Genomic DNA, 14,093 nt, shown 5'->3' on the forward strand with positions numbered 1-14,093 from the left:
TGTGCAGGGGGCGGATGGCGCGGCGGTGACCGCGGGCACCCTGAGCGGGACCTACGGCAGCCTGGTGCTCAATGCCAACGGCACCTACACCTACACCCTCAACCCGAACGACGGTGACTTCAAGGCGCTGACCGGGGGCGGGGTGGGCAGCGAAGTGTTCACCTACACCCTGACGGATGCGGACGGAGACGTGAGCACGGCGACCCTGACCCTGACCATCAAGAACGACGATGACGGGGTGACCATCACCAACCTGACGCCCAAGGGCGAGGGCGGGGATGCGAAGGTGTACGAGGACGACCTGCTGGCGACCCGTGGCGCGAATGAGTCGGCGGGGTCGGACAGCAGCAAGGAGTCGACCACGGTGACGGGGGACTTCACCATCAGCGCGCCGGACGGGGTGAAGACCCTGAGCGTGGGTGGCATCAACATCGTGGTGAACGGGGTGGTGGCGGGCTTCCCGCTGAGCGGGGTGACCACGCCGCTGGGCAACACCCTGACCATCACCGGGTACAACCCGGCGACCGGGCTGGTGAGCTACAGCTACACCCTGAACGACAACGAGGCGCACCCGACGGCGAACGGCAACAACAGCCTGTTCGAAGACTTCGCGGTGAGCCTGGTGGACAGCGACGGGGATTCGGCCTCGAACACCCTGAGCGTGCAGATCGTGGACGACGTGCCGACGGCGAAGGATAACAGCGTTACGGTGACGGAAGCCGGGTTGCCTCCATTCAACCTCGTCTTGGTGATCGATACTTCGGGCAGCATGCTCTGGAAGATAGGCACGACCACTAATGGATCCCCGAATCGTCTGGAACTGGCCAAGAGTGCGTTGAACCACATGATTGACTCTTATGTGGCTCTGGGGGTTCCCCTGACCATCACAGTAATCGATTTTGCCAGTGGTGCTTTGCTGATCCCGCAGACGAGCGATCCCGACGTGGCCAAGGCCAGCATCTCCGGCCTGCCAACAGATGGCGGTGGTACCAACTACAATGCGCCTCTTGTATTAGCACAGAACCAATTGACAGCCGATCTAGCCAATCCGGCATTGGCTGGTTACGAAACCAAGGTCTACTTCCTGTCGGATGGTGCACCCAATGAGGGCAACGTTCCGGCAGGCTGGACAAGCTTTGTGAACAACAACAACGTGGAGGTCTATGCCGTTGGCCTCAACGTCAGTGGCAACGCATCGGCCATTTCGCAACTGGCCCTGGTGGAGGATAACGGTGACACCGTGACTCTGGTCGATAATATCAATGACCTGGATGCCACCTTGCAAGCCACAGTGCCGCCACCGGCAACCGGCAACGTGATCACCGACGTAGATGGCAGTGCTGGTGTGGATGTTGCGGGTGCCGATGGCCCCGTGACCGTAGTGCAGATCAGCTTTACCGTCACCAATCCGGCTGTTTATGCCGGGGTGGCCGACAGCATCAACGGCAATGTCGTGACCTTCCTGGTGCAAGGCGGCACAACGGGTCCCATCCCGACGCCGGCAGGGGGCCGACTGACCGTGAATGCGGACGGTTCCTACTCCTACTCACCCCCCAATGATGTGGCGGCTCATACCCAGGAGGTCTTCACCTACACCATCGTGGATTCGGACGGCGATACCTCCAGCGCCCAGCTGAAAATCCTGGTACTGGATACGTCCCCCATCGTCGCCTCCGTGTTTGAAGACGGCCTGCCCACAGGCTTGCCAGGCAACAATCCTCTGCTGACGACGGTCAGTGGGTCTCTGGCGCAAATGGTGGCGGATAGCGTGGGGGTTAGCTTTGGCATGGGGTCGACGGCAGGGCTGCCTGCACTGACCTCGGGGGGCGTGGCGATTACCTATAGCATCACTCATGGTGCCGGGGTCGATACGCTGGTTGCCATGGCTGGTAGCAAACCCATCTTCACCCTGCAGGTGGAGAGTGATGGGGATTACACCTTCACCCTGCAAGGCTCCATTGATCATCCCCAGGGAGATGGAAACGATCTGGAGCTGAAGGCCCTCAACCTGTCCAGCGTGATCAGCGCACATGAAGGCGTGGACAATGTCGCATTGATCCGCAACTTCATCGTCCAGGTGGAAGATGATGTGCCCTTCGTGATGACGCCCGCCATGGGGGTCATGTTGAACCAATCGGGCGTGACCGGCACCTTCTTGCTGGATGGTGATGGTACCTTGTCAAACAACTATGGCGCGGATGGTGGGAGCATCCGCTTTGACAGTGCACTTAATGGCAGCAACAGCGGACTGACGTCCGGTGGCTTGCCCATTACTTATTCATTATCCTCAAACGGAACAGTGCTCACGGCTTCCACGGCTGCAGGGACTGTCTTCATCGCGACCTTGCAGCCTGCCTCTGCCACTTACCAAGTCCAGATGATAGGAGAGGTTGATGGTGGTCAGACCACGATAGACTTTAATGGTGGTGGCTATAACTTCGTCGGTGGCAACGGTCCTTGGGCTGGATTCACCGCTGTGGCTAATGACAGCAAGGATCTGCTGTTGACGGCGATGACGGGTGGGGTGGACGGCGGTACCGTTAATACCACAGCCAATACCGGGGGGATCAGTGGTGGAGCATCTATCGGCCTCGGTGAGGCTATGCGGATCGACTTTGTTGTCGATCTTACAGGTTCTCCTGGGAGTAGTGGGTCTTATGGCGACCCAGCCACACATGCCTTTGAGGCACACTACGACGTCAATGGTGCCTCGGCTCTGTTTACCGCAATCGGCAGTAGTGGATCCAGCGTGAAGATCGTTGCCCGTCAGGATGTAGACAATGACAACGATATAGGCGATGGAAACAAGGAGTCGTTGACAGCGGTGGCCATCAGCTTCAACGGCTCGACTAAGGTTGTCAGCATAGCTGCAGGCATGTCGCAGATTGTCTCCGTGGGAGGGCGAAACTTTACGGTGAACTTCAGTGATGATGATCCCGGTGCTGGTGTGGCCTATGTCGCAACCGTGGTGGGGGTGGTGAGCAATACCAAGTTGGCTGCCTACACGGCGGATGGGTATAACAGCCTAGAATTCCACTACGCTGCGGGCAGTGACTTCAAGATAGGGGACTTTGGTTCCAGCGTTGCCACTCCTGGGATCCCGGTCAGTCTGCAACTGCCAGTCACACTGATTGACGGGGACGGCGATGCAGTCCACAGCAATATCGGACTAAGCCTGTTGCCGGAAGCCCCGTTCACAGCAGACTATGATGCCGCCGCCAGCGCTGTGAATGTGACCTTCAACAGCACGCAAGGGCATGCCATCGGCTCCGATTTTGGGGACAGCATAACAGGGAACAGTCTGGACAATATCTTGTCGGGTGGCGCCGGTGATGATCTGCTCTTAGGAGCTGGCGGCAAGGATACCTTGGTCGGGGGAACCGGAAACGACCAGCTGGATGGAGGCAGTGGTAACGATACCTTGCTCGGAGAGTCCGGCAACGACACTCTGACGGGTGGCCTTGGCAACGACATCCTGCTGGGGGGGGATGGCAATGACCTGCTGATTGGGGGTACCGGCAGTGATACCCTGACTGGTGGGGCTGGCAAGGATACCTTCAAATGGATGGCAGGTGATGCAGGAGGCACGGATACCATCAAAGACTTCACCACGGGGGCCAATGGAGATGTTCTGGACCTGAGTGAACTGCTCAGTGGTGAGCATGCCGATGCGAGCACACTGGATCACTATCTTACCTTTGCTCCTGGTCCGGGCAGTGGCAAGTCGACACTGACCATTGATCTGGATGGAGCGGGAAGTGGCACCACGACTCATATCATCCTCTTTGACAACGTGGATCTGACGGCTGGCAAATCCAATCTGCAGATCATTCAGGATCTGCTGGATCAGGGCAACCTCAAGGTCGATCCGTAAGCAGGGTATGGGGGCCGGGTGTGCCCGGCCCCTGTTATTTGATGGAGTGGGCAGATAAGATAGCTGCAGTATCAGGAGAGGGTCACCATGCAGTCATTCAACTGGGTCGACATCGACGGCATTCGCTATAGCTGGAACGGGCAGGACAATATCGTCTGCACCGGCCGCTTTGGCTATCAGGCCACGATGACGGGTGACACGCTCAACGGTCTGGAGCTGGAGAGCGAAGATGGTGAGGTGGCGGGGTTGCTGAATGTGGACTTTGCCGCTTCTCGTATCAGCTTCACGCCAGCAGAGGATGCGCCCCTGCCCCACATGATGGTGCTGGTCGGCCATGAGTGGGGGCAGCAGGAGTATTCGTTGCAAAGTCTGAGCGATACCTCCTTGCAGGGGCTGCTCAGCCACGGTGAGGAGCTTGACTGGGGGGCGCTGGCCGTTGTGACGACGTCCGAGCCGAATCTGCCATCACAAGGTCATGTTCTGTCGTGGGATTCGTTCCACTTTGAGGATGAATCGCTGTTTGGCAGCCCGGCGCCTGCTCCCGTGATGACAAGCCATGGCAATTCAGGAGGAGGGGAGATCAGCATCAATATCGACATGACCAATCAGGTGCTGGACCAGATCCCGCCGACACACGATATATGAATCCCAATCGACGACATGCATAATGACCTCCATCTAAATGATGGAGGTTTTTTTATGTGGCGTCCCCTTCTTACCCTGTCCGCGCTGGTTGTCAGTGCTCCGTTGCTTGCCATCGAGGTTCCTCAGGCCCCCCATCTGGTCGTCAGTGGCTATGCGGAGCAGAAGGCTGAACCAGACATGCTGACGCTCAATGTCGCCGTCACGGCACTGGAGAAGCAGGGCATCAAGGCCAAACAGCAGGTAGATACCAAGGTAGCAGCCTTCTTTGGCCAGCTGGAGAGCCTCGGCATCAAGCGCAGCGACGTGGAGGCTGGCAATCTGGTGATCTCCCCCGAGTACCAGTACCCCCAGAACAAGCAACCCGAAATGGTGGGTTACCGTGCCCAGCGTCAGCTGGCGGTCAAACTCTACCAGCTCGACAAGTTGAGCCAGCTGATGGACACCGCCCTCAAGGCGGGTCTGGAGTCCGTGACCCAGATAGAGTACGGCCTGAAGTCACCACAGGTCATCAAGGAGCAGGCCCGGCTTGGTGCTGTTGCTGATGCCACGAGCAAGGCGGAATCCCTGGCCAAGGCTTTCGGCATGAAGCTTGGCAAGGTATATAGCGTTGAATACCGCAACAGTTCCCCCATGCCGGTCTATACCCGTGCCATGAAGGCTGCGGCAGCCCCTGCCGCCGACATGATGGAAAACAGCTATCAACAGCAGCAGATCAGCATCACTGACAATGTAGAAGCCGTCTTCCTGCTGGAATAACACAGCCCCTTTGTCCATCACTCAAACCCGAGGCAACCCCTCGGGTTTGTCATTGCAGGGGCTGGCAGGACAAGTGAGCCGCGAATTGGGTCAGGTGAAACGGGAATGGAATAAAAAATGCCGGTCAGTGACCGGCATTTTTGCTGGAGAGGGATGATGCCTAGCCCAGGTTGGTCGCCAGCTTGCGTTGGCTCTTCTGTTTGAGCAGATAGCCGATACCGAGTACCAGGACCCAGGCCGGGATCAGCTCGACCGAGATGCGGGTGCCGTCGTTCATGTACATGATCACCAGGATGGCGGCCATGAAGGCGAGGCAGAGGTAGTTGCCAAACGGGCTCCACAGTGCCTTGAACTTGGTGGTGACGCCTTCTGCAGACTTCACCTTGCGGAACTTGAGGTGCGCCAGGCTGATCATGGCCCAGTTGATGACCAGGGCGGAGACCACCAGAGACATCAGCAGACCAAAGGCCTTGCCCGGGATCAAATAGTTGATGAGCACGCACAGCAGGGTGGCCGCGGCCGAGATGGTGATGGCGGTCAGGGGCACGCCGCTCTTGTTGGTCTTGAGCAGGGCCTTGGGGCCGTTGCCCTGCTTGGCCAGGCCAAACAGCATGCGGCTGTTGCAGTAGACGCAGCTGTTGTACACCGACAGCGCGGCGGTCAGCACCACCAGGTTAAGTACGTTGGCTACCAGGTTGCTGTCGAGCGCATGGAAGATCATCACGAACGGGCTGCCGCCTTCCACTACCTTGCCCCAGGGATAGAGGGAGAGCAGTACGGTGAGGGCACCGATGTAGAAGATGAGGATGCGGTAGATCACCTGGTTGGTGGCCTTTGGGATGCTCTTCTCGGGATTGTCCGCTTCCGCTGCCGTGATGCCGACCAGCTCCAGACCGCCGAAGGAGAACATGATGAAGGCCATTGCCATCACCAGCCCGCCGACGCCGTTGGGGAAGAAGCCACCCTGGGCCCAGAGGTTGCTGACCGTGGCCTCGGGGCCGCCGCTGCCGGAGAACAGCATCCAGCCGCCGAATCCGATCATGCCGAGAATGGCGACCACCTTGATGATGGCGAACCAGAACTCCATCTCGCCGAACGCCTTGACGTTGGAGAGGTTGATGGCGTTGATCAGCACGAAGAAGAAAGCCGCCGACATCCAGGTCGGGATCTCGGGCCACCAGTACTGGACATAGATACCGACTGCCGTCAGCTCGGCCATGCTCACCAGCACATAGAGCACCCAGTAGTTCCAGCCGGAGGCGAAGCCGGCGAAGTCACCCCAGTACTTGTAGGCAAAATGGCTGAATGAGCCGGCAACCGGCTCTTCCACCACCATCTCGCCCAGCTGGCGCATGATGAGGAAGGCGATGAAGCCGCCGATGGCATAGCCCAGCAGCACCGCAGGGCCCGCCATCTTGATGGTGTCGGCAATGCCGAGGAACAGGCCTGTACCGATGGCACCGCCCAGTGCGATAAGCTGGATATGGCGGTTTTTCAGACCGCGCTTGAGCTCGTCGCCGTGTTGTTGAAGATCCATGCTTCCTTCCTTACGTCGCTGAAATCACTCGGCTCGCGTCCCGTCAGCCACAGCACTTCCTCTGCCTGGCGCGGCATCTTGTGCCGAAAACGTGACGAAATCCGTATTTATATCGTTACGGTTTGCCGCTGGCTGTTTTTTGTAGCGGCTACCAACCCGAGCAGAATAGTGATAATCGACCATTCATGCACCTGTTTTCCTCATCATCGGCTGCTATTTTGTGCGACATGCAGGTTTTTCATGATCTGGAAAGGGGTTTTGAGAGTGGTTGCTGGTTTTGTGTTCTGATGGATTTCCATCTATTGACTCAGTCCGGTTTTCATGGCCTTGTTGCCCTTTGATAAAAAGGGACTCATATGATGGAGCGTATTGTGGGTGGCCTGGTGATGGTCGTGCTCTGGCTCGGGATCTGGCTATCCCCCATGTTGCTGACGATGGCGATGAGCAGCCTTGTTGTCTGGGGCTGGTTGGGAGCGGATTACCTGGTGAACCACATCGCCATGGTGCTCATCCTTGCTGCCGGGATGGGGCTGGTGCCAGCCTGCTGGCTGAGCGAGCGAGTCCGCAAGGGCAGGGGACTCATTAATTTTCACGGCATGTTGATGAACAACAAGGAACTCAACAAGCCCTGAGCCTGCTTGCCCCGCGAGTGATGGGATGCCAGCGATGATGCTGGCATCATTTTTTCATCCTGTTCTTCTGTTTCGTTATCTTGCCACTCCTCTGTCTCATGGTGCGTTGTGCTGTCGCAGCCTTGCAGGTTAGCAGAGCTGGCGGCGAAGGCCGGTCGCTTCCAGGATCTTGGCGCTGATCTCCTCGACCGAGTGGGAGCTGGTATCGAGGAAGCGAATCGCCTCCTGGCGGAACAGCCTCTCGACGCTGGCCAGCTCCTGTTTGCATTGATCAAGCGAGGAGTATCGGCTGTTGGCGCGGCGCTGGTTGCGGATCTCGTGCAGCCGCTGCGGCATGATGGTGAGGCCGAACAATTTGTGGCGATTGGCCTTGAGGGCGGCGGGCAGCTCCAGCGATCCCATGTCCTGCTCGATAAAGGGATAGTTGGCGGCGCGAATGCCAAATTGCAGTGCCAGATAGAGGCTGGTCGGTGTCTTGCCGCAACGGGAGACCCCGATGAGGATGATGTCTGCCTCGTCATACTCCCTGGTGGTGATGCCATCGTCGTTGGCCAGCGCAAAGTTGACCGCTTCGATGCGATCGTCGTACAGCTTGCGGTTTTCCATGCCATGGGTGCGATGCAACCTGGGTTCGGCCTTGATACCGAGCTCCTGTTCGAGAGGGCTTACGAAGGTGTTGAGAAAATCGTGGCTGCTGGCCTGGGCCTTGAGCACCTCTTCACGCACCATGGGGTCGACGATGGTGTGAAACAGGATGGGGCGCACCCCGGTCTGGCGAAACTGCTCATCAATGCGTGCCCGTACCTGGCGCGCTTTCTCCTGGGTCTCGACAAAGGGGATGGTGACCTGTTCGAAGGCCAGGGGAAACTGGCTCAACACGGCGTGGCCGAAGACTTCGGCGGTGATGGCGGTGCCGTCGGATACATAGAATACGGTGTGCACTGCGGACTCCTGTGGTGCGCTCCAGGGGGCGGCGAGAAATAAGTATCTCTCGAAACCATATCGTTTTTGTCAACAGATCTGCCATGCCCAAGTTGTGAACTCGCTTGCAAACCTGAGTCGTTACCTTTTTGTGTCGCTATTGTAGAATGCCTGTGTCAAACGACCATCCCCAACTCTTGCTCGGGGATTTTTTTGACAATAAATGGAAAACGTTTTCATGGTCGTTGGCAACAGACACTAACAAAAACACACGACTTGGCACAGCAGGTGAATTGTCACCCTGGCCCCCCAACCTGGAGACATGCAAATGCAACAGTACGTACTCTGGTACGAACAGCTCGGTATGCAGGACGTTGAACGCGTCGGCGGCAAGAATGCATCCCTTGGCGAGATGATCAGCAACCTCTCGGGGGCCGGCGTGTCCGTGCCGGGCGGGTTTGCGACCACGGCCTTTGCGTTTAACGAGTTTCTGGAGTTAAGCGGCCTCAACGGCAAGATCCATGATCTGCTCGACAGTCTGGATGTGGATGACATCGCCGCCCTCAACCGGGCCGGTCAGCAGATCCGCGACTGGGTGGTGGAAGCGCCCTTCCAGCCCGCTCTGGAGCAGGCGGTGCGTGAGGCCTACGACAAGCTGAGCGCCGGGCTCGAGGCATCCTTTGCCGTGCGCTCCTCTGCCACTGCGGAAGACATGCCGGATGCGTCGTTTGCCGGTCAGCAGGAGACCTTCCTCAACGTGCGCGGTATCGATGCCGTCATGACGGCCATCAAGCATGTGTTTGCCTCTCTGTTCAACGATCGCGCCATCTCCTACCGGGTCCATCAGGGCTATGACCACAAGGGGGTCGCTCTCTCCGCCGGGGTACAGCGCATGGTGCGCTCGGATCTCGCTGCCTCAGGCGTCATGTTTACCCTGGACACCGAATCCGGCTTCAACGACGTGGTCTTCATCACCGGCGCCCAGGGCCTGGGCGAGATGGTGGTGCAGGGGGCCGTCAACCCGGACGAGTTCTATGTGCACAAGCCGACCCTCAAGGCCGGGCGCCCTGCCGTGGTGCGCAAGACGCTGGGCTCCAAGCTCATCAAGATGACCTACTCCGGGGATGCCGGTCATGGCCGTCAGGTGAAGGTGGTCGACACCACCGATGCCGAGCGCAACCGCTTCTGCATCACGGACGAGGAAGTGATGGCCCTGGCAAAGCAGGCCCTCATCATCGAGCAGCATTACGGTCGCCCGATGGACATCGAGTGGGCCAAGGATGGTCAGGATGGCAAGCTCTACATCGTTCAGGCCCGTCCGGAAACCGTGCGTAGCCGCCAGGAAGCCAATACCCTCGAGCGCTTTGCCCTCAAGCAAACCGGCAAGGTGCTGATCGAGGGGCGCGCCATCGGCCACAAGATTGGCGCGGGTCCGGCCCGTGTCATCTCCTCCATCAGCCAGATGGATGAAGTGCAGCCCGGCGATGTGCTGGTCACCGACATGACCGACCCGGACTGGGAGCCCATCATGAAGCGCGCTTCCGCCATCGTCACCAACCGGGGTGGACGCACCTGTCACGCCGCCATCATCGCCCGGGAGCTTGGCATTCCGGCAGTGGTGGGTTGCGGCAACGCCACCGACCACATCCAGGATGGTCAGCTCATCACCGTCTCCTGTGCGGAAGGGGATACCGGCTTCATCTATGACGGCGAGCTCGACTTTGACGTGGCGGTGACCGAGGTGGGCAACATGCCGCGCCTGCCCATCAAGATCATGATGAACGTCGGCAATCCGGACCGCGCCTTCGATTTTGCCCAGTTGCCGAATGCCGGTGTGGGCCTGGCCCGCCTCGAGTTCATCATCAACCGCATGATCGGGGTCCACCCCAAGGCGCTGCTGGAGTTCGATCAGCAGACCCCGGAACTCCAGGCCACCATCACCGGGATGATCGCGGGCTACGAGAGCCCCAGGGAGTTCTACGTAGCCAAGCTGACGGAAGGGATCGCCACCCTGGCGGCCGCCTTCTGGCCTGAGCGGGTCATCGTGCGGATGTCGGACTTCAAGTCCAATGAGTACGCCAACCTGGTGGGGGGCCGTGGTTACGAACCCCATGAAGAGAACCCCATGATCGGTTTCCGTGGTGCGTCGCGCTACATTGCCGACAGTTTCCGCCCCTGCTTCGCCCTCGAGTGCGAGGCGATGAAACGGGTGCGGGATGTCATGGGGCTGACCAACGTCGAGGTGATGATCCCCTTCGTGCGTACCCTGGGTGAGGCGGAGCAGGTGGTGGAGATACTGGCTGAGAACGGCTTGCGCCGTGGCGAGCGCGGCCTGAAAGTCATCATGATGTGCGAGCTGCCTTCCAATGCGCTGCTGGCGGACAAGTTCCTCGAGCACTTCGACGGCTTCTCCATCGGCTCCAATGACATGACCCAGTTGACCCTGGGGCTGGATCGGGACTCCGGGCTCATCGCCCACCTGTTCGACGAGCGAAACGAGGCGGTCAAGGCACTGCTGGCCATGGCCATCGCCGCCGCCCGCAAGGCGGGCAAGTACGTGGGGATCTGCGGCCAGGGGCCGTCCGATCACCCGGACTTCGCCGCCTGGCTGGTCGAGCAGGGGATCGATTCCGTGTCGCTCAACCCCGATACCGTGGTCGACACCTGGCTCTATCTGGCCGAGCAGCACAAGGCCGGCTAAACCCGTCCCCGCTTTTTGATGACACGGCGCCGCAATGGCGCCGTTTTTGTCTGCGCCCCCCTTTTTCTGTTACAAGGGGAAAGAGCAAGGTGCTCCGCACCCATCACAGGACGATCCCATGACCTCATTGCAGTGGCAATCCGCCACCCTGGCCCTGCGTGGCCACCACACCCTGGTTATTCCCGAACTCTGTCTCACCCCGCAGGCCTGCTGGGCCTTCGTCGGCAGCAACGGCAGCGGCAAGACGGCGCTGGCGTCGGCCCTGTGCGGCGAGCTGGTCGTGCGTGCCGGAGCGGTATGGGGCCGAGTCCGGGCCGAGCGACTCTCGTTCGAGTCGCAGCAACAGCTGGGGGAGCTGGACTGGCAGCGGCGCAATACCGACATGCTGGGAGAAGAGGAGGAGGCGGGGTATCGGGTATCGACCCTGATGCTGGAGGCGGGGGGCGAGGAGCATGAGGCACGCGCGCTGCTGGCCCGTTTTGGCATTGAATCCCTGTGGGAGCGCCCCTATCGTTACCTCTCGAGCGGGGAGGGGCGCAAGCTGCTGCTGGCCCGGGCCCTGCTGGGGCGACCCGAGCTGCTGGTGCTGGACGAACCCTTCGATGGCCTGGATCAGGGGGCCAGGGCTTCTTTGATGATGTTGCTGGCCGACCTGGTGTCAGAGGGGCTGCGTCTGGTGGTGATCGTCAACCGTTTTGATGAGATCCCCCCCTTTGCCACTCACCTCGGCCTGCTCGGCGAGTGTCGTCTGCTGCTGGCGGGGGAGCGCGAGGCGGTGCTCGGCAGCCAGGAGGTGGCCCAGCTGGCTCGCGCCGAAACCGTATCCCCCCGTTTGCCGCCACCGCTGACGACACCCGAGCCCTTGCCTCCCGGCCCTCGGGTCGTCATGAAAGCCATGCGTATCGCTTACGGGGATCAGGTGATCATCGACGGGCTCGACTGGACCATTGACGAGGGGGAGCACTGGCAACTGGTGGGACCAAACGGCGCTGGCAAGTCGACCCTGCTCTCCCTCATCACCGGAGATCACCCGCAAGGTTACAACAATGAACTCCATCTGTTCGGACGGCGGCGGGGCAGCGGCGAGAGCATCTGGGAGATCAAGCGCCATATCGGGCTCGTGAGCCCGGCGCTGCATCTGGACTATCGTGTCAGCTGCCCGGTGCAGACAGTGATCCTCTCCGGTTTCTACGACTCCATCGGGCTTTATACCCGGCCGGGGGATCGTCAGCTGGCGCTGGCCAACCAGTGGCTGGCCCTGCTGGGGCTGGCCGATCAGGGGGCGCAGCCTTTCCACTCTCTCTCTTTCGGTCAGCAGCGACTGGTGCTGATCGCCCGGGCTCTGGTCAAGCATCCGCCGCTGCTCATCCTGGACGAACCCCTGCAGGGACTGGATCCCCTCAACCGTCACCTGGTGCGGGAGATGGTGGCGCGCCTCGTTGGCGAGGGAACCCAGCTGTTGTTCGTTTCCCATCATGCCGATGATGCGCCCCCCGGTCTGACCCACAGGCTGAGCTTCGTGCCAAGAGAGGGGGGAGGATACGACTATCTGCAGGAGCGTCTGGGGGGCTGAGCCGTCCGGGCGGCATGGTCAGAGAGGGGCTGGTTCGGCGAGGAGCGGCGGCATCCCTAGCAGCGTCCACCACAGTCCGAAGAAGAGCATGATCCCCAGCCAGAGCCAGGCCAGATAGTGACGGGTGGCCGCCATCCCCGTCACCGTCACCATGAGTGCCGCCCCGAAGGCGATGAGGGCGAACAGAAAGGGCGCCATATTGTCCATCATGGCGGTCATTTCACCAGGGAGAGGATCTTGCGAAATGCCGGATGGCGGCAATCCCCCATCAGCTCATAGAGGCACATCTCCACCGAGGTGAGGGCGGCGCCCCGGGCCGCCAGCTGAGCGATGGCGAGATCCCGGTTGGCAAGGGTGCGGGACGACACCGCATCCACCACCAGCGAGACCCCGGCACCGCTGGCGAGAAGCCCCAGCACGCTCTGGTAGACGCAGATATGGGTCTCGATGCCACATACCAGCCAATGCTCTACCCCGCTTTCGGCCAACGCGGCCGCCACCGTCGGCTCACCCAGGGCGCCGAAGCTGTATTTGGGCAGCACAAGATCGCCTGCCTGCAGCGACTGCAATTCGGGCACTGTGGCACCGAGCTTGTCCGGGTTCTGCTCCAGCCAGACAACCGGCAGCCCCAGCACCCTGGCCCCTTGCACCAGCCTGGCGGTATTGGCAATCAGGGTGTCGCTCTCCTCGACCAGACGGGCCAGTTTGCCCTGGATATCGACGACCAGCAGGCCGGTGGTGTTTTGCTCAAGCATGAATGTCTCCTTGTCTGTGGCGGACTGCCTCGCCTGAAGGCTTTCGTTGGCTGACTGAGTGGCGCTGCTTCACTCGCTTGCCGTGTCTGGGCATTCAAGGTAGGTCATCGCCTCGATGTTGTTGCCATCGGGATCGCGCAGGAAGGCGGCGTAGTAATTGGGGGCATAGTGGGAACGCAGTCCCGGCAGCCCATTGCAGGCAAAACCTGCCTTGATCCCCGCGTGATGGAACGCATCCACCTGTGTCGTGTCGTCGGCCCTGAATGCGAGATGGCAGGAGGCGCCCTGCTGCCCCCGCTCAATCAGAAAGCCCACGTGATCGCGGCCCATCAGGCCAAAACCGGCCGCCGCCTCATCAGACCATTTGAGTTCTATCAAAAGAGGAGTCAGTACGGTGGCGTAGAAGTGCTGACAGGAGTCAAAACGCACCACCTTGATTTCAACATGATCGAACACGGTGACTCCTTGTGTTGTCTGGGTGTAGAGCAGCCCATCAGGCCCTCATGGGAACCGTTGAAATGGGTATCGAATGACCACAATAAGCCAGTTTGACGCCAGGCAGGGAGAGGGCAAGGCGCATAACTGCGCGCTCCGTCAAAGATTTTTCATCCAGTTGCGGGATGCGCTTTGCTTCGTGCTGGCCAAGCTTGCCCGGTTTTGTTGCTTGGCGAAGGCTACGAGCTCTGTTATGGTGTGCTA

At 60.0% G+C, this 14,093-nt stretch carries 11 protein-coding genes; 6 read left to right on the plus strand and 5 right to left on the minus strand.

All coding sequences use genetic code 11. From position 1 onward, the window contains the following. Positions 1-25: 25 nt before the first annotated feature. The 3 genes from J9892_RS23920 (at position 26) to J9892_RS23930 (ending at position 5,275) form a co-directional block, all read left to right on the plus strand. Positions 26-3,874, plus strand: a complete 3,849-nt coding sequence (locus tag J9892_RS23920) for a type I secretion C-terminal target domain-containing protein (RefSeq protein ID WP_210539155.1) — start codon at positions 26-28, stop codon at positions 3,872-3,874. 87 nt (positions 3,875-3,961) lie between these two features. Beyond that, positions 3,962-4,519: a hypothetical protein gene (locus J9892_RS23925; RefSeq protein ID WP_042879892.1), complete on the plus strand. Its 558-nt coding sequence runs from the start codon at positions 3,962-3,964 to the stop codon at positions 4,517-4,519. A 54-nt stretch (positions 4,520-4,573) separates the two neighbouring features. Then, on the plus strand, positions 4,574-5,275 hold the full coding sequence (locus J9892_RS23930; RefSeq protein WP_010675156.1) for an SIMPL domain-containing protein: 702 nt from the start codon (positions 4,574-4,576) through the stop codon (positions 5,273-5,275). 160 nt (positions 5,276-5,435) lie between these two features. Here J9892_RS23930 and J9892_RS23935 read toward each other — a convergent pair whose 3' ends face one another. Continuing rightward, on the minus strand, positions 5,436-6,812 hold the full coding sequence (locus J9892_RS23935) for an amino acid permease (protein WP_053288369.1): 1,377 nt from the start codon (positions 6,810-6,812) through the stop codon (positions 5,436-5,438). Positions 6,813-7,168: 356 nt separating this feature from the next. Between J9892_RS23935 and J9892_RS23940 the strand changes: the two genes are divergently transcribed. Further along, positions 7,169-7,444: a hypothetical protein gene (locus J9892_RS23940; protein ID WP_081000923.1), complete on the plus strand. Its 276-nt coding sequence runs from the start codon at positions 7,169-7,171 to the stop codon at positions 7,442-7,444. Between the two features lie 129 nt (positions 7,445-7,573). On the opposite strand, the gene J9892_RS23945 is transcribed toward J9892_RS23940, so the two are convergent. Next, complete coding sequence (locus J9892_RS23945; RefSeq protein WP_010675153.1) at positions 7,574-8,386, minus strand: pyruvate, water dikinase regulatory protein; 813 nt, start codon at positions 8,384-8,386, stop codon at positions 7,574-7,576. Positions 8,387-8,693: 307 nt separating this feature from the next. Here J9892_RS23945 and ppsA point away from each other — a divergent pair, with 307 nt between their 5' ends. Together ppsA and modF are read left to right on the plus strand one after the other, a co-directional pair. Next, positions 8,694-11,066, plus strand: coding sequence for a phosphoenolpyruvate synthase (ppsA, locus tag J9892_RS23950; RefSeq protein ID WP_125117302.1), 2,373 nt, complete (start codon positions 8,694-8,696; stop codon positions 11,064-11,066). 118 nt (positions 11,067-11,184) lie between these two features. Further along, positions 11,185-12,639 (plus strand): molybdate ABC transporter ATP-binding protein ModF, encoded by a 1,455-nt coding sequence (gene modF, locus J9892_RS23955; RefSeq protein ID WP_210539156.1) that lies wholly within the window; start codon positions 11,185-11,187, stop codon positions 12,637-12,639. Between the two features lie 18 nt (positions 12,640-12,657). Here modF and J9892_RS23960 read toward each other — a convergent pair whose 3' ends face one another. From J9892_RS23960 to J9892_RS23970, 3 genes are all read right to left on the minus strand, one after another. Beyond that, the gene (locus J9892_RS23960; protein ID WP_223915819.1) at positions 12,658-12,849 is read right to left on the minus strand and encodes a hypothetical protein; all 192 of its coding nucleotides are present in this window, start codon (positions 12,847-12,849) and stop codon (positions 12,658-12,660) included. 5 nt (positions 12,850-12,854) lie between these two features. Beyond that, entirely contained in the window at positions 12,855-13,394 is a 540-nt protein-coding gene (locus J9892_RS23965; protein WP_109113225.1) for a hydrolase, read from the minus strand. 69 nt (positions 13,395-13,463) lie between these two features. Further along, positions 13,464-13,850, minus strand: a complete 387-nt coding sequence (locus tag J9892_RS23970; RefSeq protein ID WP_210539157.1) for a VOC family protein — start codon at positions 13,848-13,850, stop codon at positions 13,464-13,466. Positions 13,851-14,093: the final 243 nt, after the last annotated feature.

It is taken from the genome of Aeromonas sp. Prich7-2 (assembly GCF_017939255.1).
In the GTDB taxonomy this organism is placed as follows: Bacteria; Pseudomonadota; Gammaproteobacteria; order Enterobacterales; family Aeromonadaceae; genus Aeromonas; species Aeromonas caviae.